We start from the raw sequence: 18,610 nt of genomic DNA on the forward strand, positions 1-18,610 counted from the left end.
CCATTCACTATTGACCATTCACCATTCACTGAAATCAGCCACCATACTTCTCCAGAAACGCCTCGGCCGACAGCTCGCGAAAATCGTCGAGCGCGGCGCGCAGCCTTGCATGGTCCCAATCCCACCAGGCGAGCGCCTGGTAGCGCTCGGCGGTGCGGCGGTCGAAGCGCTCGCGGATCGGTTTCGCCGGCACGCCGCCGATGATGGTGTAGGGAGCGACGTCCTTCGACACCACCGCGCCGGCGCCGACCGCCGCGCCGTCGCCGACGGTGACGCCGGGCAGGATGGTCGAGCCGTGGCCGAGCCAGGTGTCGTGGCCGATGGTGACGCGCCTGGCACGGCGCTGAGCGAAGAACTCGCTTTCGTGCTCGGCGTCGTCCCAATAATCCGACGCGCGGTAGGTGAAGTGGTGCAGCGTCGGACGCCAGGTCGGATGGTTCGTGGCGTTGATGCGCACGCTCGCCGCGATGTTGGAGAACTTGCCGATGGTGGCGCACCAGACGGCGCAGTCCTGCATCATGTAGGAATAGTCGCCGATCTCGCATTCGGCGACGCGGCTGCGCTCGGCGATTTCGGTCCAGCGGCCGAGGGTCGAGTTTTCGACCTCCGCCGTCGGATGGATCAGCGGCGTCTCCGAAAGCTTCTTCATGCGGCGATCTTTCCGGCGGCGAAGGCGGTGACGTCGATGACGCGGTCGGCCACCGCGTCACGCACGTCGAGGTCATGGAAGATGCCGAGCAGGGCAACGCCTGCCGCCTTCTTCGCTGCGATGAGCTCGACCACGACATCACGATTCCGGGCATCGAGCGAGGCGGTCGGCTCGTCGAGCAAAAGGATCGGATGCTCGGTGATGAAGCCGCGCGCGATGTTGACGCGCTGCTGCTCGCCGCCCGAGAAGGTCGCCGGCGGCAGCGCCCAGAGTTTTTCGGGCAGATTGAGCTGCGCAAGCAAGGCCCGAGCCTTCGCTCGCGCAGTCTCGCGATCCTCGCCGCGCTCGACCAGCGGTTCGGCGACGACGTCGAGCGCCGAAACGCGCGGCACGGTGCGCAGGAACTGGCTGACATAGCCGATCGTGTGGCGGCGCACGGAAAGCACGGTGCGCGGGCTGGCGGAGGCGAGGTCGATCAACCCGCCGCCATGCTGGACGATGATCTGGCCTTCATCGACGGCGTAGTTGCCGTAGAGCATCTTCAGGATCGAGCTTTTTCCGGCACCGGACGGACCGCCGAGCACGGCGCATTCGCCGGCGCGGATCGAGAAGGAGACGCCCGCCACCACCGGCAGCGTGACGCCGTCGCGCAGATGCATGGTGAAGCTTTTGGCGACGTCGGAAACAACAAGCGGCGTAGCCATGATTAGAGTCCTTTGTTTTGCCGCATGGTCTGGTCCGAAAACCGGCTTCCACTTTTCGGGACCATGCGGCTAGACCTGCAAAATCGAGGAAACAAGAAGCTGGGTATAAGGCGCGCGCGGATCGTCGAGGACGCGGTCGGTGAGGCCGCTTTCAACGACGCGGCCGTCCTTCATCACCATCATGCGCTGCGACAAAAGCCGCGCCACGGCGAGGTCATGGGTGACGACAACCGCCGCCAGCCCGAGATCGGTTACCAGCCCGCGCAATAGATCGAGCAGACGCGCCTGCACCGAGACGTCCAGACCGCCGGTAGGCTCGTCCATGAACACCAGGCGCGGTCCGGTCACCAGGTTGCGGGCGATCTGCAGGCGCTGGCGCATGCCGCCGGAGAAGGCGCGCGGCTCGTCGTCGATGCGGTCCTCGTCGATCTCGACGCGCGACAGCCAGTCGACGGCGGTGGCGCGGATCTTGCCGTAGTGGCGGTCGCCGACAGCCATCAGCCTTTCGCCGACATTAGCGCCGGCCGACACCGTCATGCGCAGCCCGTCCGCCGGGTTCTGATGGACAAAGCCCCAATCGGTGCGCATCAGGAAGCGGCGCTCGGCCTCGCTCATGCGGTAGAGCTCGCGCCACTGGCCATCGCGCATGCGGTAGCTGGCGGTGCCGGAGGAGGGCAGCAGCCGGGTAGACAGGCAGTTGAGCAGCGTCGTCTTGCCGGAGCCGGACTCGCCGACGATCGCCAGCACCTCGCCCGGCCAGAGATCGAAGGTGACGTTCTCGCAGCCGACGCGCGAGCCGTAGAATTTGGACAGCGCTGAAACGCGCAGCAGCGGTTCGTCGGTCATTCGGCCTCCTTACCCTCCCTCTTGTGGGGAGGGTCGGCGCGTAGCGCCGGGGTGGGGGTTGAAGAAAGAGAAGATTGGCCGCTCCCCCCACCCGCGCCTTCGGCGCGACCTCCCCACGAGGGGGAGGTAGGGTCGGCGCGCCGCTTCTCACAGTGGTCGGTGTCCGAGCAGACGAACATGTGGCCGCCATGGTCGTCGAGGATGACCTCGTCGAGATAGACATTCTCGGCGCCGCAGAGCGCGCATGGCTGGTCGAAGGTCTGCACCTCGAAGGGATGGTCCTCGAAATCGAGGCTGACGACGTCGGTGAAGGGCGGCACCGCGTAGATGCGCTTCTCGCGGCCGGCGCCGAACAATTGCAAAGCCGGCGAACGATGCATCTTCGGATTGTCGAATTTCGGCGTCGGCGACGGGTCCATCACGTAACGGCCCTCGACCTTGACCGGATAGGCGTAAGTGGTGGCGATGCGGCCGTGCTTTGCGATGTCCTCGTAGAGCTTCACATGCATGAGGCCGTATTCCTCCAGCGCATGCATCTTGCGCGTCTCAGTCTCGCGCGGCTCGAGGAAGCGCAGCGGCTCAGGGATCGGCACCTGGAAGACCAGCACTTGGCCGGCGGTCAGTGGCTGCTCGGGGATGCGGTGGCGGGTCTGGATGATCGTCGCCTTCGCCGTCTCGGTGGTGACGTCGACCTTGGCGACCTTCTTGAAAAAGGCGCGGATCGAGACGGCGTTGGTGGTGTCGTCGGCGCCCTGGTCTATGACTTTCAACACATCGTCCGGACCGATGATCGAGGCGGTGACCTGCACGCCGCCGGTGCCCCAACCATAGGGCATCGGCATCTCGCGCGACGCGAAAGGCACCTGGTAACCGGGAATGGCGATGCCCTTCAGGATGGCCCGGCGGATCATCCGCTTTGTCTGCTCATCGAGATAGGCGAAGTTGTAGGTGGCGATGTCGGTCATGGTGATACCATCCGCTTCGTGCTATCGAATTGAATTGCAAGGCGTGGAAACCGGACCGGATCGAAATGAATTCTGCCGGATGGATGCACCTCGGGATCGTGTTGCTGGCATTCGTCGGCGCGGTCGTCATGTTTCTTCGGCGCACGATTTTTCCGACGCCAAGTAAAGGTTCCAACAATTCCGAAAGTTGGTACGGCGGCGGTGGTGGCTACGAGGGCCACAGTGGACACGATGGCGGTGGGCACGCCGGTCACGGTGGCGGAGACAGCTGAGCTCATTGCACGCCCTCCAGTGAGAATTGCCGAGCGCCACTGTCGACCTCACGCGCATCGAAGACGCCGGTCAAGATCTCGGTCATGCGGTCGAGGTCGCGCACGACGAAGGTCATGTGAGAGAGGCTCTGGATCATTCCGCTGCCTCCCGCTTCTCCTCGGCGGCCCTGTCCTCATTTTCCCGCGCCTCGTATTCGGCGCGCATGCGGCGCACGAGGCCAAGCTCGGCCTGGAAATCGACATAGTGCGGCAGCTTCAAATGCTCGACGAAGCCGGTCGCCTGGACATTGTCGGAATGGGAGATGACGAACTCCTCGTCCTGCGCGGCGGCAACGACATCCTCGCCGAGCTCGCTCGCGCGCAGCGCCCGGTCGCATAGCGCCATGGCCATCGCCTTACGCTCGCTCTGGCCGAAGACCAGGCCGTAGCCGCGGGTGAACTGCGGCGGCGCCTTGGCCGATCCCTTGAACTGGTTGACCATCTGGCATTCGGTGACGCGGATGGAGCCGAGCGGCACGGCGAAGGGCAGTTCCGGCACGTCGAGCTCCAACTCGACCTCGCCGATGCGGATCTCACCGACGAAGGGGTGGTTGCGGGCGTAGCCGCGCTGGGTCGAATAGCCGAGCGCCAGCAGAAAACCCTCGTCGCCGCGCGACAGCGCCTGCAGGCGAATGTCGCGCGCCATCGGGAACTGCAGCGGTTCTCGCGTGATGTCGCCGGGCACGTGGTCAAGCGGCATCTCGCCGTCGGCCTCGATCAGGCCCTCATGGGCAAGAATCGCCGAGACGCGCGGCATGGTCTCCGGCTCGACCGGGCGCTGCGCCGGCGTCTCGACCTCGGCGCCGGCGGCTAGCTCCGGATCGAGCAGGCGGTGGGTGTAGTCGAAGGTCGGGCCGAGCACCTGGCCGCCCGGCAGGTCCTTGTAGGTGGCCGAGATACGACGCTCGACCTGCATCGCGCCGGTATCGACCGGATTGGTGTAGCCGAAGCGCGGCAGCGTGGTGCGGTAGGCGCGCACCAGGAAGATCGCCTCGATCATGTCGCCGCGCGCCTGGACGACGGCGAGAGCCGCAAGCTCGCGATCGTAGAGTGAGCCTTCGCTCATCACCCGGTCGACGCCGAGCGCCAGCTGCTCGACGATCTGGTCGAGGCGCAGCGCCGGCACCGAGCGGTCGCCGCGGCGGCGGTCGGCAAGCAGACGATGGGCGTTGGCAATGGCGGCTTCGCCGCCTTTCACCGCGACATACATGTCACGCCTCCATCGTCTTGATGCGGGTGGTGCGCGGCAGGCAGGCGAGGTGGCCTGGCGCCGCCAGGATGATGTCGACGCCGCGCGGGAAACGCTGGTTGTTCTGCTTCCACTGTTCGACGAAATGGCGCGGCATGCCCGGAGGCGCGATCATCGACGTTTTTTCGATGCCGGGGCCCTCAAGCAGCAGCGACGGGCCCGAGGCGAGGTCGTCGACCAGAAGGATCAGCGTCGTCGAGCGGTCGGGATATTCCTGCGTGCCTTGCGCAAAACCGTCGAGCGCGGCCATCTCCTTCGGATTGGCGATCAGGGCGAAATGCGCGTCGGCCGGCGTGTTGGCCAAGGGCGCGCCGGTGTGGAAGCCAAGCCAGGCCTTGACCGAAGCTTCCGCCTGCAGCGGCGGGTCAAGCCAGACCGGCGTATCGTTGTCGCAGAGCGAGAGCGCCACCGCGCCACCGGTCGCCGACAGCGGCGCCGGCGGGCGGGCGAGCTGCGGAAGGCCCAGGACGGTGCCGGGGCGCGCCATCGCGTCCATGATGGCGCGGAAGACGGTCTGGGCGTTGAAGACCGGCTCGGCGAAGCCGCCGTCGATCGATTGCGTGCCGATGTTCATCAGTCCTCTCCGCGCACCATGGTGAAGAAATCCACTTTCGTTGCCGCCGTCTCGACGCGCCGCGTCTCGCGCGCCGCATCGAGCGCCGCGCGCAACGGCGCGGCGAGCTTCGTCTCGACTGCTTCACGGTGCGCCGCGTCCTGCCACAGCGCGTCGGCGATCGCCGCGAGCCTGGCCTTGCCCTTGTCGCGGCCGAGCGCATAGGAATGGCCGACCTGGCCGGACGGCAGCCGCACCGTGGCGCGGGTGACGGTCGCCTCGCCGACATTGAAGGGCGCGCCGCCGCCGCCGATCCGCCCGCGCACCGTCACCAGTCCGGTTTCGGGGCCGCGCAAAAGCTCGGCCTCGGAGGGCAGGCCCGCTTCGTTCCACAGGCGCGCGATCTCATCGGCTTCGGCATGCGCCAGCGTCGCCATCAAGGCTTTCCGCCCGGCCTGCTTGCGCGCTTCCTGTCCTCGCATGGCACTGCTCCCTGCATGCGTAAAATTTGTCTATTGATATAGACAACTATACAAATTATACTTATCTCGTAACGGGAGTCCATGACGGGTGGATGACAACCCGGCAAAAAAGCTTGGGGGCGATGGGTGACCGGACTGGCGAGCAGCATCGAAAGGCGTAACGGCGTGTCGCTGTGGCGGCAGATCGCCGACCGGATCCTGCAGGGGATCGCGAGCGGCGATTTCGCCGAGAACGCGGCGCTGCCGCCCGAAGTCGCGTTGGCGGAACGCTACGGCGTCAACCGCCACACGGTGCGCAGCGCCATTGCGGCACTTGTGCAGGAGGGCGTGCTGAAGGCCGAACAGGGCCGTGGCACCTTCGTCCTGTCGCGCAAGCGGCTGTCCTATCCGATCGGCGCGCGCACGCGCTTCTCGACCGGGCTGCAGGGGCAGACGAGCGAGCGGCATATCGCGCTGTTGTCTTCATCGACGGAGCCGGCCAGCCGGCGCATCGCCGAGGCGCTGGGCCTCGCCAAGGGCGCGGCCGTCATCCGCCTGGAGACACGCGGCGAGGCCGATGGTCATGCGGTGTCACGCGCGACGACCTGGTTCGACGCCAAGCGCTTCGCCGGCATCGAGGCGGCAATGGCGGAAACGGGATCGATCACCGCCTCGCTGAAGCGTTTCGGCATCAACGATTATCTGCGGCATTCGACGGTGCTGTCGGCGCGCCACGCCGACGCCGACGACCTCGCAGCGCTCGATCTGCAGCCCGGCGCCATCGTGCTGGTCACAGTCGCCGTCAACGTCACGCTCGACGGTGAGCCGATTCAGTTCGCGGAATCGAGGTTCCCGGCGGAACGAGTGGAGTTGAGGCTGTTGGCGTTGTAGGAGATGCTGGTCTTGTCTGAGACCTGTGATTGAATCTGCCTCACGCTGATGTCAGACCAGCTGCTTGTCCGCGGCTTGGCGTTTGAGGACCGCCTTCCCCCACTCCGTCGCCGCTTCGCGGCGCCACCTCTCCCCCCTCCGGAGGGAGAGGAAGGGAACCCGCTGGAATCGCCTCGCGCCCTTCCTCTACCCCGTCGATCGGGGGAGAGGTGGCTCGGCGAAGCCGAGACGGAGTGGGGGTCGACTGCGCGTCGCGTCGTCAATTCGGGCCGACTCGCCGCCTGCCATGTCGTCACCCGACCTCAATAACCGCTTTGATAAGCCCCGACTTCTCATGCGTCCATCTGGCGAGGTCGCGCGGCGTTCCGGCAAGCGTGGTGCGATGGGTGACGAGCTTGCCCAACGGCACGGCGCCGTCGCGGATCGAAGCCGCGACATGCTCGAAATCGGCCTTGAGCGCGTTGCGGCTGCCGACCAGCGTCATCTCGCGCTTGTGGAATTCAGGGTCGGAGAAGGTGATATCGTCCTTGACGACGCTGACCAGCACCAGCGTGCCGCCATGCGCGACATGGGAGAATGCCGACTGCACCGATGCCGTGTTGCCGGTCGCGTCGAAAACGAGGTCGAACCCTTCGCCGCCGGTTGCCTGCCGCACGAGTTCGTCGGCTGCCGCCTTCGAGGTGTCGAGCGGGGCAAAGCCGAGTTCCTTTTCGGCGAAGCCGAGGCGCTCGCTGCTCATGTCGAGCAGACTGACGTCGAGCCCGGCGATGCGCGCGAAGATCGCCGTGCCCAGCCCGATCGGGCCCGCGCCGATGACCAGCGTGCGCTGGCCGGGGAGCCCAAGCGATCGGCGCACGGCATGCGCGCCGATCGCCAGAAATTCCACCGCCGCGGCATCGGCCAGCGACAGGCCGTTTGTCGGATAAAGGTTCTGCGCCGGCACCAGGATCTCGTCGCACATGGCGCCGTCGCGATGAACGCCCAGCACCTCGATCTTCACGCAGCAATTAGGCTTGCCGTTCCGGCAGGCGATGCATTTGCCGCATGAAAGATAGGGGTTGATGATGACCGCCTCGCCGACGCTGAGATCGACGCCTTCTCCCTTTTCGACGATGGTGCCGGAAACCTCATGGCCCATTATGCGCGGATAGGCGAGGAAGGGATGCTTGCCTTCGAAGATGTGATAGTCGGTGCCGCAGATGCCGACATGGCTGACCGCGACGCGTGCCCAACCTGATGGAGGTGCGCCTGGATCGGCGCGGTCTTCGAGGACAAGGTCGCCGGGCGAGCGGCAGACGACGGCTTTCATGGGCAATCCAAAGCAAAAAGGCGCGCCGGCCTCGGTCTTGCGAGGCCGGCGCGGAGTTTCAGGGAGGAGTCACTTGCCGCGACGGCGCAGGCCGTCGAAGTAGACGATGACGATGATCAGCAGGCCGGTGATGATCCGCTGCCAGAAGGCATTGACGTTGAGCAGGTTGGCGCCGTTGTTGATGGTGGCGAGGATGAAGGCGCCGAGCAGCGGCCCGTGCACCGAACCCACCGCGCCGAACAGCGAGGTGCCGCCGATCACCGACGAGGCGATCGCCTGGAGCTCCCAGCCCTCGGCCTGCGTCGGATTGCCGATGCCGATGCGCGAGGCGAGCAGCACGCCGACGAAGGCCGCGCACAGGCCGGACAGCGTATAGGCCATATAGATGGTGCGCGGGACGTTGACGCCGGACAGGCGCGAGGCCTCGGCATTGGAGCCAACCGAGAACAGATAGCGGCCCCAGCGGCTGTGATGCAGGAAAATGTAGGCCGGGATACCGACCAGGATCACCATCCAGAACAGGTTGGGGATGCCGACAAAGGAGTTGCGCGAGAATTCCTGGAAGGCGTCGTTGTTGATCGAGATCGAATTGCCGTTGGTCATCAGCAGGCCGATGCCGCGCAGCGATGTCAGCGTCGCCAGCGTGATGATGAAGGGCGGCAGGCCCATCTTGACGATGCCGAAACCGTGGAACAGGCCAATGGCAACACCGACCAGCAGTGTGATCAGGATGGCGGCGAAGACCGGCACGCCGGCATTGATCAGCATGGCTGCGATGACCGTCGAGAAGCCGACGACCGCGCCGACGGAAAGATCGATACCGCCGGTGATGATGACGAAGGTCTGGCCGACCGCCAGGATGGCGATCATCGAACCCTGACGCAAAAGGTTCGAGATGTTGTTGGCCGAGGCGAAGCTCGTCGTCGCCAGCGACAGGATCACCCACAGCAGGACCAGCAGCGCCAGCAGCGTCAGCCCGAACAGGGCATTGTAATTTCGCTTCGGCCGTTCGGCGGCGATAGCCTCGGTGCTCATGTCTGACCTCCCTGTTTTTCTTGCTTCTCGGCGAGCGCCTGCGTGAGGATTTCCTCGTGGTCGGCGGTGCGGAAGCCATGCGTGGCGACCAGCTTGCCGCGCCGGAACACATGCAGCGTGTCGGCAAGCTCGTAGACTTCCGGCAGATAGGACGAGATCAGGATGATGCCGGCACCCTTCGACAGAAGCGCGCTGAACAGGCGGTAGATCTCGGCCTTGGTGCCGACGTCGACGCCGACCGTCGGCTCGTCGAAGATGAACAGCTTGGCGCCATGCGCCAGCCATTTGCCGATGACGATCTTCTGCTGGTTGCCGCCGGACAGGCTGGAGGCGAGTGCGTTGCGCGTCGGCGTCTTGATGCGCAGGTCGGCGATCTGGCGGTCGGCCTCGGCCTTTTCCTTGGCGCCGGAGATCAGCATGTTGCTGGAAATGCGCTTGTAGATCGGCAGGTTGAGGTTCATGCCGACCGGCAGATTGAGGCACAGGCCCTGGTCGCGGCGGCTTTCCGGGGCAAGGGCCATGCCGAGCCTTATGGCGTCATGCTCGGAATTGACCTGAACCTCCTTGCCCTCCCACAGGATCTGGCCGGCTGATTTCCTGTGGCGGCCGTAGAGCGTGGTGACGAACTCGCTGCGGCCGGCGCCGATCAGGCCGTAGAGGCCGACGATCTCGCCGGCGCGGACAGTCACCGAGACATTCTCGAAACCTTTGCCAGAAAGGTTCCTCGTCTCGACGATCGTGGCGCCGGGGGTGAAATGCTCCTTGTGGTAGATCTGCTCGATCGAGCGGTTGATCATCAGCTTGACCAGCTCCGGCTCGTTGGTCTCGGCGATGTTGCGGGTGCCGACCAAAGTGCCGTCGCGCAGCACGGAGACGCGGTCGGCGAGCTCGAACACTTCCTCCATGCGGTGGCTGATATAGATGATGGTGACGCCTTCGCCCTTCAGCCTTCGGATCAGCTTGAACAGTTGGTCGGCCTCCTTGCGGGTAAGGTAGGCGGTCGGTTCGTCGAAGATCAGAAACTTCGTGCCGCGAACGGTGGCTCTAGCCGCGGCGATCAGCTGCTGCTGGCCGATGGTGAGGTCGCCGAGCACGACATGCGCCGGCAGGTCGAAGCCGAGGCCGTTGATGATCTTCTGCGCGTCCTTGACCATGGTGCGCTGCTGCAGGAGGCCGAAGCGGGACTCCTCCTCGCCGAGGAACATATTGGCGGCGACGGTGAGATGGCGGCACAGCACCACCTCCTGGTGCACGGCGTTGATGCCCAGCGCCATCGCTTCATGCGGCGTGGCCAGGGCGGCCGGCTTGCCCTCCCAGATCACCTCGCCCGAGGTGCGCGGCATGACGCCGGTCAGAAGTTTTATCAGGGTCGATTTGCCGGCGCCGTTCTCGCCGACGATGGCGTGGATCTCGCCCGCCTTGAAGGCGAGGTGCACCGGCTTCAGCGCATGCGTGCCGGGGTAGCGCTTTTCTAGCCCGTTGAGTTCGAGGATCGTCCTGCCCGGCTGCAGCGTGGGGGCGGGGTGCAGTTCCTGCGCCGTCGACGTCATGACAATCCTCCCAGATTGGTCTCAACCATTGGGTACGCAGCGATGCGTCTGACGCGCATCTTGAAGCAGGAGCCTAAATCAGGCCGGCGAATTTCCAAATCGCCCGGTGGAGTTTCCGGGGCGCAGAGGCCCCGGAAACGGATTGGGTCACGATGCTCAGTTGAGCTTCGGATTGAGCAGCGCGTCGATCTTCGGGTCCTTCATGTTCGCCTTGGTGACGAGGTTCGCGCCAGTATCGACATTGGCTTCGACCTTCTCGCCCTTCGAGGCGGCCAGAGCGGTCTTGATGCCGTCATAGCCCATCCGGTACGGATCCTGGACGACGAGGCCGGAGATGACGCCGTCGTTGAGGAACTTGATCAGCTTCTCGTCGCTGTCGAAGCCGATCAGCCCCACCTTGCCGGCAAGGTTGTTCTCGGCGATCGCCTGACCGACGCCCTGGGCCATGATCAGGTTGGAGGCGAAGATGCCCTTGAGGTCCGGATTGGCGGTGATCAGGTCGGTGGCGATGTTGAGGCCGGTGGTGGCCTGGCCGTCGGCGTATTTGTCGGCGACCAGCTCGAGGCCGGGATATTTGGCCTTGATCTGTTCGATGAAGCCCTGCTTGCGCTGCTCGAGCGAGCCGGCGCCGGGAAGGGCCGTGATCAGCGCGACCTTGCCTTCCACCTTGCCCCCATTGGCGGCGCCGATGGCGGCGGCGAGACCGTCAGCGGCGACGCGGCCGCCCTGGACGTTGTCGGTGGTGAGGAAGGAGGTGAAGGCCTTGGAGTCGGCGCCGGAGTCGATGCCGATGACCTTGACCTTGGAAGCCGCCTCATCGATCGGCTTGCCGAGCGCCTTGAATTCGGTCGGCGAGATGACGACGGCAGCGGGGTTGCTGGCGACGGCGTTCTCGAGGATTGAGATCTGGCCGTTGACGTCGGTCTCAGCCTGGGCGCCGAGCTCCGGCACGTTGATGCCGAGGTCCTTGCCGGCCTTGCGGGCGCCGGCCAGCACGATCTGCCAGTAGAAGGAGGTGGTGTCCTTGACGATGATCGGAATGGTCACGTCGGCCGCCGAGGCGGGCGCGGAATGCATGGCGCCGGCAAGCATCGACGCAGCGGCCAGGGCCACGAAAGCACGGCGGTTGAGAAGGCTGGTCACGAATTTCATTAGGTTCCTCCCTAAGTCGCCTGGTGAAGGTTTCGGAAGCTCCATCTGGATAGGCGCGGCCCAAACAGAACTTTATCAATAAAAAACAGATGCCATTTTTTGATAGAGCATTGCCATGGCGGATGCAAGCGGTGTCTGGTACCGTTTGTGTGATGTGCGATGGATTTGCTCCGCCCTGCGGCTCCTCATTGGCAGCATGTCGGCGCTTCCGTTCCTCCCTATGACATGGAACGATAATTTCACTGAACTGTCAATGTGGAATATTCATTCCATCATGAAGTCATACGGCAATGAAGGCCCGCGTCCTAGTCGCACTTCGGCCGAAGGTCTTCGGACTAAAGCGTCGCGCCGAGATGCCAGGGCACGAACTCGTTGTCGCCGTAGCCGAACGCCTCGCTCTTGGTCTTGCGGCCGGACGCCGTCTCGATGATCAGCTCGAAGATCTCGCGGCCCATGCCGGCGATGGTCTTCTCGCCCGAGGCGATGACGCCGCAATTGACGTCCATGTCCTCTTCCATCTGGTGGTACATGGTCGAGTTGGTCGCGACCTTGATCGACGGCGTCGGCCGGCAGCCGAAGCAAGAACCGCGGCCGGTGGTGAAGACGATGACATTGGCGCCGCCCGCCACCTGCCCGGTGGCCGAGACCGGGTCGTAGCCGGGCGTGTCCATGAACACCAGGCCGTGGCCCGAAACCTTCTCGGCATAGCCGAAGACGCCGTTGAGCGGCGTCTGGCCGCCCTTGGCAACCGCGCCCAGAGATTTTTCCAGGATCGTGGTCAGGCCGCCGCGCTTGTTGCCGGGCGAGGGGTTGTTGTCGATCGAGGCGCCGTGCTTGGCGGTATGGTCCTCCCACCACTTCACAAACCCGTCGAGCTTGGCGGCGATCTCGGGCGAGGCGGCGCGATAGGCGAGCAGATGCTCGGCGCCGTAGATCTCGGTCGTCTCCGACAAGATGCCAATGCCGCCGACGCCGGCCAGGATGTCGACAGCGGCGCCCAATGCCGGATTGGCGGTGATGCCGGACATGCCGTCCGAGCCGCCGCATTGCAGGCCGACGACGATCTCGCTGACCGGGATGGGCTCGCGCTTGAGGTGGCCGACTTCCTCGGCGATCTCGGTGAGGACGCCCATCGCCTTCTCGACAGATTTGCGCGAGCCACCGGCCTCCTGGATGTTGAAATGGCGTTTTCCCGCCGCCACGCCCTTCTGGCCGTAGAGGGTGAGCTGGTTGACCTCGCAGCCGAGCCCGACCATCATCACGCCGCCGAAATTCGGATGACGAGCATAGCCCGCGAGCGTGCGGTGCAGAACCATCATGCCGTCACCGGTGCCGCTCATGCCGCAGCCCTGGCCATGCACGATCGGCACGAAGCCGTCGATGCCGGGATATTTCGGCAGAATCGTGCGGTTGGCCTCGTCGGCAATGGCATGGCAGACGGTTGCCGAACAATTGACGCTGGCGATGATGCCGATGAAGTTGCGCGTGCCGGCGCGCCCGTCGGCGCGGCGATAGCCCATGAAGGTGCGCTTGCGGTCGGCCTCGGTGGCGTGCTCGGCCTCGCTCGGCGGCACCACCGGCAGGCGGCCGCTCTCGAAGACCAGATTGTGCGAATGGACGTGCTCGCCGGGCGCGATGTCCTGTGTGGCGCGGCCGATCGCCTGCGCGTATTTCACAACCGCTTCGCCTGCGGCGATCGGCCTGATCGCAACTTTGTGGCCAGGCTCGATCACCGCGATCGCGGTGGCGCCGCCCGGCAGCGCCGTGCCGATCTCGATGCGGCCATTGGCGACCGCGACATTGTCGGCGGGGGAAAGAAGAATGGTGTTTGCGGGGGTCACGAGCGGCTGTCCTGAGTCATCCTGGGAATGCGGGCGGATTGACATGCGCCCGTTTGGGGGTAATGTCTTTTATCGTGAAAAAACATTTTTGCGTCAATTGTTTTTTCATCAGCGGCGGCTGGCGCCTCTTGTTCGATGCGCGACCGCCCGTTTGGCAAGCCGGCGAAAAACGATTCCGCTTTTCGGGGCCGTGCGCTAGGAGACACCGATCATATCGCGCTTCCGGCCGCCCGCCGCAAGCGCTGGGGGTTACAGGCATGTCGAAGAGCAACAACGTCTATAAGGACGCGTTCAACCGCTGCCTGCGGCTGCTCGACGAGACCCAAAGCCTGCCGTCGGAGCCGGAACTCGGCACGCTGCTCGGTGTCAGCCGCACCACGGTGCGCAGCATCCTTTCGCGCATGGAAGAGACCGGGCTGATCGCCTGGAACAAGCGCAACAAGACAGTGCTCAGGACGCCGCGGCCGGAGGATTTCTTCCCCGAGGAAGAGACGGACTCGCTGGCCGAGATCATCGAGCGCTCCTTCATGCGCAGGCTGCTTGCCGGCGGCGCCGAGGCCGGCATGCAGATCAACGAGCTGGAGCTGGCGCGCGAGATCGGGGTGGGCACCACCAGCGTGCGAGAATTCCTGATCCGCTTCTCGCGCTTCGGGCTGATCGAGAAGCGGCGCAACAGCCACTGGGTGCTGAAGGGTTTCACGCGCGCCTTCGCGCTGGAGCTGACCGAAATCCGCGAGATGTTCGAGCTGCGCTCGGCGGCGGCCTTCGCCGCGCTGCCGCAAGACAGCGCGGTGTGGGCCGATCTCGACCGGCTGGAGGTCGAACACCGCCAGCTTGCCAGCGATATCGCCACGCGCTTCAACGAGTTCTCCGAGCTCGACGAGCGCCTACACCGGCTGATCCACCGCGCATCGCACAACCGCTTCATCGTCGACTTCTATGACGTGATCGCGATGATCTTCCACTACCACTATCAGTGGAACAAGGCCGAGGAGCGCCAGCGCAACGAGGTCGCGATCCAGGAGCATCTCGCCTATATTGCGGCGCTGAAGTCGCGCGATCCCGCCAAGGTGGACACCGCTTGCCGCAAGCACCTGAAGTCGGCGCGCCAGACGCTGCTGAGCTCGATTCCCGAAGGACGCCAGGCGCAGCCCGCCGACGGCACGTTATCGGGCACATTTGCCCGGGCATGAACGGGTATCGCGCCGCGTTGCCGCAGCACGGTTTTGCCGATTTTCCCGCCTTATCGTCCGTGTTACGGTCGATCGAATTTCCGGGAGAGGATTTCCGTTGCATATCCGGCTGAGACGAGGGAGCATGCCGGCCGCGTTCGTCGCGGCGCTGTTCCTGTTGCTTCAGTCCTCGCTCGGCGCCTTCGCCTTTGGCGCGCCGTCGCAGCTCGATGCCTTCGGCAACGTCATCTGCACGCATGAAGGGGCCGTAAAACTCCCCGGCGGCGATCCGCACCAGCAGCATATGCCGGCCTGTTGCTCGCTCGGCTGCAGCATGGTTTCGCCGGCGCATCTGCCGCCACCGGACGCAGGCGCGCTGGCCGGAACCCGGATTTTCGAGGCGGTCACCTTCCAGCTTCCGGCCTTCCGGCACCAGGATTTCGCCCGCGACCGTTCTCCAGCCAATCCGCGCGCGCCGCCGGCAATGGTCTGAGCCGCGGAACCTTTTCGCGGACCCATTCATCCAAAGATCAGACTGTTCGCGGCCGCAAAGGCGGCGCGATCCTCATATTCATGGAGCAACCATGTCCAATCTTTTTTCCACGGCTCGTACCTATGCCCTTCGCGCCACGCCGCCGTTCCACCTTCAGCAGCGCGTCGGCCTTGCCGTGCTCAGCCTTCTGCTTCTCCTAGCCTGCGTTCCCTCCGCCATCGCGCATGAATTCAAGGCCGGCGACCTCGAGATCGAGCATCCATGGTCACGGGCGACGCCGCCCGGCGCCAAGGTGGCCGGCGGCTATTTCACCGTGGTCAACAAGGGCAGCGCGCCTGACCGGCTGCTGTCGATTTCCTCCGACATCTCCGACAAGGCCGAGCTGCATGAGATGGGCGTCAAGGACGGCGTCATGACCATGCGGCCGGTCGAGGGCGGGCTCGAGATTCCGGCCGGCGGCAAGGTCGCGCTGAAGCCCGGCGCCTACCATCTGATGTTCACCGGCCTGAAGCGGCAGCCGAAGCAGGGCGAGAAATTCCCCGCGACCCTGACCTTCGAGAAGGCCGGCAGCGTCAAAGTCGAGTTTGCCGTCGAAGGCATGGGCGAGACGGGCAGTGGCGATATGGATCACGCCGAATAATCCGGGCATCGTTGAAGACACGAACCGGGCGTTGGCGCGCTCGCCGCGTCATCGCTCCCTCGAAGTGATAGGATGAGCCCAATTCTCCTGCTGTCGACTGCTTCCCAGGACGGCTCCCGCACCAGGCTGCTCGCCAGCGGCCTGGTCGGAATTTTCGTGCTGATCGCCATGCTGATCCTGCCCGGGCGCGCCTTCGCGCATGCGGCGCTGGTCGCGACCGACCCAGCCGACGGCGCCGTGCTGGCGCAAAGCCCGGCGCAGTTTTCGCTGACCTTCAGCGAACCCGTCTCGCCGCTGGTCCTGACCCTTGTGCGGCCCGATGGCTCGCGGCTTGCGCTGACATCCTTCCGCCTCAACGACCAGACGGTCGAGATCGATAATCCCGAGGTGCTCAAATCCGGCACGCATGTGCTGAGTTGGCGGGTGGTGTCGGTCGACGGCCATCCGGTCGGGGGCTCGGCGCTGTTTTCCATCGGCGCGCCAAGTGCGGCACCGAACGCGGGCGAAGCCGTGGACTGGACGCTGCGCGCGGCGATCTGGGCAGTCAGGCCGTTTTTCTATGCCGGGCTCTTCCTCGGCGTCGGCGGCGCGTTCGCGCTCGCCTGGCTGGCCGGGGACGGGCGCCGCGGCCAGCGCTTTGTCACGGCGGCGCTGCTTTTTGGTCTCGTCGCGGCGCCGGTGTCGCTCGGCCTGCAGGGGCTGGATGGGCTTGGCGCGCCGCTCGCGCGGTTTGCGACGCCGGCGGTTTGGAAGACGGCGGTTGAGACGAGCTTCGTCTGGACGGTGCTGATCGGCCTGATCGCGCTTGGTGTCGCTCTGCTGTCGCTTGCCGGGCCGGCAGGTCTTCGCAAGCTGTCGGCAGGCGCGGCGTTGCTTGGTGTCGGCGCAGCCCTTGCCGCCAGCGGCCACGCCAGCGCCGCCGAACCGCAATGGCTGACGCGGCCGCTGGTGTTCCTGCACGGCACGGCAATCGCCTTCTGGGCCGGTTCGCTCGCGCCGCTCGGCCTGGCATTGCGGCGAGAACCGGCGGAAGCAAAAGTCTTTCTGCGCCGCTTCTCCCGCGCGATCCTGCCGGTGGTCATCCTGCTTGCCGCAAGCGGCATCGTGCTGGCGATCATCCAGGTGCAGGAACCGGCGGCGTTGATCAACACGTCCTATGGCCGACTTCTGCTGTTGAAGCTGGCGCTGCTGCTTTTCGTGTTCACGCTTGCCGCAGTCAACCGCTGGACGCTGACGGCGCCCGCCCAAGCGGGCGACACGGAGGTGCAGCGACGGCTGGTGCGCTCGATCGGCATCGAGGTCGTCATCGTGCTTGCCATCTTCGGCGTCGCCGCCGGCTGGCGCTTCACCCCGCCGCCGCGCGCGCTGGCGATCGCCGCCGCCCAGCCGGTGTCGATCCACATCCACACGCTGGAAGCGATGGCCGATCTCAGCATCACGCCCGGACATGCCGGCGCGGTCGCCGCTTCGATGGTGATCATGACTGGCGATTTCGGACCACTCGACGCCAAGCAGGTGACGCTGGTGCTGTCCAAGCCTGATTCCGGCATCGAGCCGATCAAGCGGCCGGCGAGGAAACCCGGCGATGGCACCTGGCGCGTCGACAATCTCGTCATTCCGCTGCCTGGCCGATGGAACGCCCGGCTCGACATCCTCGTTTCCGACTTCGAGATGGTGAAGATCGAAGCGCCGATCGATATCCGCGCTGACTAGGCTTTCACTGGGATGGCTTCTTAAAAGAGTGGATGGGTGTCCTAGTCTAGCGTGAATATACCAGGTAGCTATGTTTTCGTTTTCCATATAAGCTGTGGATCGGCTTGTGTCGTTTATTGGTATTTACTATTGCATAGGTATGTCAGGATTGGGCAATGCCGCGGAGCTGCGATAGGGGCTGCGTCCATGAAGGACAGGAAACTCACGTGAAGATCGAGTCTTTGGCGTTCACACGCTACAATGCGCTCGACGACAAGGTGCTTCTGTAGTGTCAAAAATTGTCGCTGACGGCGCGCCACGGATTTTGTTCGCGGGCAGGACCGCCATTTCGACCCGGTTTATCGCGAAGGCATGTTGGGGCCTTCTGGTCCTCTTCGTTATCTGCGGATGCGATCTTACAGGTAAAACAAGCTTGATGCAGCCAAGTTTGACCCGTGAGCAACGTCTAAAGTTTGCGCTGGACTCCTTCTCCGAAGGCCAATGTAAAAAGCAGTGGGCTGTGCTTTGGCCCTTGGCGCGAGAAGGCGATGGCGAAGCTCTTTCAGAGCTGGCCTTTGAGCTTGAGCTAGGGCTCAAGATGCCGGCCTCGGATTCGGATATGAAAGGTGATCGGCATGATGCCAATGTGATTGTCATTGCCGTCTACGGTGCATCAAAACACCCTGACGGCAAACGCAATCTCAACTACGTCTTTGACCCTGCTCGATGGAACAAGGCCGATGTCACGGTTGTATCCATTCGTTCAGGCTTGATCAGTTATAGCTCAATCAAGCCTCCCCCTCCGGTTTTAATGACAAAGTTGAAAAATTGCCTGTCTCAGGCAAATTCCCCTCCTGCCGGTGATAGATGTGTCGCTCAGGCCATCGAATTGGGGCTCATTCCAGGCTTTTCCGAATACAGCAAGGCCATGGACGCAGTCCTGGCCACGTACCGCCCGGAGAGCTGCATTCCTCGTCCCTGGTAAGAGGACGGTACCCAATGTCAGAACGTAATTTGACCCGCGGAGAAGTCGTCATGGGCCGCTCCGCCTGGGAGATACAAAGTGCTTGTAACAGCTGAAGTGCGGAGTGGCCTTC

The 18,610-nt window shown here is 64.5% G+C and carries 18 protein-coding genes and 2 pseudogenes; 6 read left to right on the forward strand and 14 right to left on the reverse strand.

Features of this window, described 5'->3' with window-relative positions; genetic code table 11:
* Positions 1-34: 34 nt before the first annotated feature.
* The 9 genes and pseudogenes from CK230_RS22935 to phnG all read right to left on the reverse strand — a co-directional run bounded on the left by CK230_RS22935 (position 35) and on the right by phnG (position 5,759).
* Positions 35-649 carry a DapH/DapD/GlmU-related protein gene (locus CK230_RS22935; protein WP_095819422.1) on the reverse strand — a complete coding sequence of 205 codons (615 nt, stop codon included), beginning with the start codon at positions 647-649 and terminating at the stop codon, positions 35-37.
* Positions 646-1,353 (reverse strand): phosphonate C-P lyase system protein PhnL, encoded by a 708-nt coding sequence (phnL, locus tag CK230_RS22940; RefSeq protein WP_095819423.1) that lies wholly within the window; start codon positions 1,351-1,353, stop codon positions 646-648. Before phnL ends, CK230_RS22935 begins: the two co-directional genes overlap by 4 nt.
* A gap of 69 nt (positions 1,354-1,422) precedes the next feature.
* Positions 1,423-2,199: a phosphonate C-P lyase system protein PhnK gene (gene phnK / locus CK230_RS22945; RefSeq protein ID WP_095819424.1), complete on the reverse strand. Its 777-nt coding sequence runs from the start codon at positions 2,197-2,199 to the stop codon at positions 1,423-1,425.
* Positions 2,200-2,336: 137 nt separating this feature from the next.
* Positions 2,337-3,164, reverse strand: a pseudogene (locus CK230_RS22950) (alpha-D-ribose 1-methylphosphonate 5-phosphate C-P-lyase PhnJ); the annotation flags it as partial.
* Positions 3,161-3,442, reverse strand: coding sequence for a hypothetical protein (locus tag CK230_RS32640; RefSeq protein WP_141246077.1), 282 nt, complete (start codon positions 3,440-3,442; stop codon positions 3,161-3,163). The pseudogene CK230_RS22950 and the gene CK230_RS32640, both read right to left, overlap by 4 nt.
* Positions 3,443-3,453: 11 nt before the next feature.
* Positions 3,454-3,573: pseudogene (locus tag CK230_RS22960) on the reverse strand (FosX/FosE/FosI family fosfomycin resistance thiol transferase); the annotation flags it as partial.
* Positions 3,570-4,685 carry a carbon-phosphorus lyase complex subunit PhnI gene (locus tag CK230_RS22965; protein WP_095819426.1) on the reverse strand — a complete coding sequence of 372 codons (1,116 nt, stop codon included), beginning with the start codon at positions 4,683-4,685 and terminating at the stop codon, positions 3,570-3,572. The gene CK230_RS22965 and the pseudogene CK230_RS22960, both read right to left, overlap by 4 nt.
* A 1-nt stretch (position 4,686) precedes the next feature.
* A complete protein-coding gene (gene phnH, locus CK230_RS22970) occupies positions 4,687-5,298 on the reverse strand; it encodes a phosphonate C-P lyase system protein PhnH (protein WP_095819427.1) in 612 nt (203 codons plus the stop codon).
* The gene (phnG, locus tag CK230_RS22975; RefSeq protein WP_095819428.1) at positions 5,298-5,759 is read right to left on the reverse strand and encodes a phosphonate C-P lyase system protein PhnG; all 462 of its coding nucleotides are present in this window, start codon (positions 5,757-5,759) and stop codon (positions 5,298-5,300) included. Before phnG ends, phnH begins: the two co-directional genes overlap by 1 nt.
* A gap of 135 nt (positions 5,760-5,894) precedes the next feature.
* Between phnG and phnF the strand changes: the two genes are divergently transcribed.
* Complete coding sequence (gene phnF, locus CK230_RS22980) at positions 5,895-6,629, forward strand: phosphonate metabolism transcriptional regulator PhnF (RefSeq protein WP_176480187.1); 735 nt, start codon at positions 5,895-5,897, stop codon at positions 6,627-6,629.
* A gap of 292 nt (positions 6,630-6,921) precedes the next feature.
* Here phnF and CK230_RS22985 read toward each other — a convergent pair whose 3' ends face one another.
* The 5 genes from CK230_RS22985 to CK230_RS23005 all read right to left on the reverse strand — a co-directional run bounded on the left by CK230_RS22985 (position 6,922) and on the right by CK230_RS23005 (position 13,516).
* Complete coding sequence (locus CK230_RS22985) at positions 6,922-7,938, reverse strand: zinc-binding alcohol dehydrogenase family protein (RefSeq protein WP_095819430.1); 1,017 nt, start codon at positions 7,936-7,938, stop codon at positions 6,922-6,924.
* Positions 7,939-8,007: 69 nt separating this feature from the next.
* Positions 8,008-8,973, reverse strand: coding sequence for an ABC transporter permease (locus tag CK230_RS22990; protein WP_095819431.1), 966 nt, complete (start codon positions 8,971-8,973; stop codon positions 8,008-8,010).
* Positions 8,970-10,523 (reverse strand): sugar ABC transporter ATP-binding protein, encoded by a 1,554-nt coding sequence (locus CK230_RS22995; protein ID WP_095819432.1) that lies wholly within the window; start codon positions 10,521-10,523, stop codon positions 8,970-8,972. The genes CK230_RS22990 and CK230_RS22995 overlap by 4 nt, the downstream gene beginning before the upstream one ends.
* Before the next feature lie 156 nt (positions 10,524-10,679).
* Entirely contained in the window at positions 10,680-11,675 is a 996-nt protein-coding gene (locus CK230_RS23000) for an ABC transporter substrate-binding protein (RefSeq protein ID WP_095819433.1), read from the reverse strand.
* A 335-nt stretch (positions 11,676-12,010) separates the two neighbouring features.
* The gene (locus CK230_RS23005; protein ID WP_095819563.1) at positions 12,011-13,516 is read right to left on the reverse strand and encodes an altronate dehydratase family protein; all 1,506 of its coding nucleotides are present in this window, start codon (positions 13,514-13,516) and stop codon (positions 12,011-12,013) included.
* Positions 13,517-13,773: 257 nt separating this feature from the next.
* Here CK230_RS23005 and CK230_RS23010 point away from each other — a divergent pair, with 257 nt between their 5' ends.
* From CK230_RS23010 to CK230_RS23030, 5 genes are all read left to right on the forward strand, one after another.
* Positions 13,774-14,709 carry a GntR family transcriptional regulator gene (locus CK230_RS23010; RefSeq protein ID WP_095819434.1) on the forward strand — a complete coding sequence of 312 codons (936 nt, stop codon included), beginning with the start codon at positions 13,774-13,776 and terminating at the stop codon, positions 14,707-14,709.
* A 124-nt stretch (positions 14,710-14,833) separates the two neighbouring features.
* The gene (locus CK230_RS23015) at positions 14,834-15,181 is read left to right on the forward strand and encodes a hypothetical protein (RefSeq protein ID WP_095819435.1); all 348 of its coding nucleotides are present in this window, start codon (positions 14,834-14,836) and stop codon (positions 15,179-15,181) included.
* Positions 15,182-15,272: 91 nt separating this feature from the next.
* Positions 15,273-15,821: a copper chaperone PCu(A)C gene (locus CK230_RS23020; RefSeq protein WP_095819436.1), complete on the forward strand. Its 549-nt coding sequence runs from the start codon at positions 15,273-15,275 to the stop codon at positions 15,819-15,821.
* 72 nt (positions 15,822-15,893) lie between these two features.
* The gene (locus CK230_RS23025) at positions 15,894-17,534 is read left to right on the forward strand and encodes a copper resistance CopC/CopD family protein (RefSeq protein WP_095819437.1); all 1,641 of its coding nucleotides are present in this window, start codon (positions 15,894-15,896) and stop codon (positions 17,532-17,534) included.
* Between the two features lie 268 nt (positions 17,535-17,802).
* Positions 17,803-18,498 carry a hypothetical protein gene (locus CK230_RS23030; protein ID WP_141246078.1) on the forward strand — a complete coding sequence of 232 codons (696 nt, stop codon included), beginning with the start codon at positions 17,803-17,805 and terminating at the stop codon, positions 18,496-18,498.
* Positions 18,499-18,610: the final 112 nt, after the last annotated feature.

Origin of the sequence: Mesorhizobium sp. WSM3859 (assembly GCF_002295065.1) — a bacterium.
GTDB lineage: Bacteria > Pseudomonadota > Alphaproteobacteria > Rhizobiales > Rhizobiaceae > Mesorhizobium.

Coding starts and splice junctions, on each gene's coding strand:
- CK230_RS23015 (WP_095819435.1), top strand. CDS start 14,834: ATGCCGGCCGCGTTCGTCGCGGCGCTGTTCCTGTTGCTTCAGTCCTCG.
- phnG (WP_095819428.1), bottom strand. CDS start 5,759: ATGCGAGGACAGGAAGCGCGCAAGCAGGCCGGGCGGAAAGCCTTGATG.
- phnL (WP_095819423.1), bottom strand. CDS start 1,353: ATGGCTACGCCGCTTGTTGTTTCCGACGTCGCCAAAAGCTTCACCATG.
- CK230_RS23000 (WP_095819433.1), bottom strand. CDS start 11,675: ATGAAATTCGTGACCAGCCTTCTCAACCGCCGTGCTTTCGTGGCCCTG.
- phnH (WP_095819427.1), bottom strand. CDS start 5,298: ATGAACATCGGCACGCAATCGATCGACGGCGGCTTCGCCGAGCCGGTC.
- CK230_RS22990 (WP_095819431.1), bottom strand. CDS start 8,973: ATGAGCACCGAGGCTATCGCCGCCGAACGGCCGAAGCGAAATTACAAT.
- CK230_RS22935 (WP_095819422.1), bottom strand. CDS start 649: ATGAAGAAGCTTTCGGAGACGCCGCTGATCCATCCGACGGCGGAGGTC.
- CK230_RS32640 (WP_141246077.1), bottom strand. CDS start 3,442: ATGAGCTCAGCTGTCTCCGCCACCGTGACCGGCGTGCCCACCGCCATC.
- CK230_RS23020 (WP_095819436.1), top strand. CDS start 15,273: ATGTCCAATCTTTTTTCCACGGCTCGTACCTATGCCCTTCGCGCCACG.
- CK230_RS22965 (WP_095819426.1), bottom strand. CDS start 4,685: ATGTATGTCGCGGTGAAAGGCGGCGAAGCCGCCATTGCCAACGCCCAT.
- phnK (WP_095819424.1), bottom strand. CDS start 2,199: ATGACCGACGAACCGCTGCTGCGCGTTTCAGCGCTGTCCAAATTCTAC.
- CK230_RS23025 (WP_095819437.1), top strand. CDS start 15,894: ATGAGCCCAATTCTCCTGCTGTCGACTGCTTCCCAGGACGGCTCCCGC.
- CK230_RS23010 (WP_095819434.1), top strand. CDS start 13,774: ATGTCGAAGAGCAACAACGTCTATAAGGACGCGTTCAACCGCTGCCTG.
- CK230_RS22985 (WP_095819430.1), bottom strand. CDS start 7,938: ATGAAAGCCGTCGTCTGCCGCTCGCCCGGCGACCTTGTCCTCGAAGAC.
- CK230_RS22995 (WP_095819432.1), bottom strand. CDS start 10,523: ATGACGTCGACGGCGCAGGAACTGCACCCCGCCCCCACGCTGCAGCCG.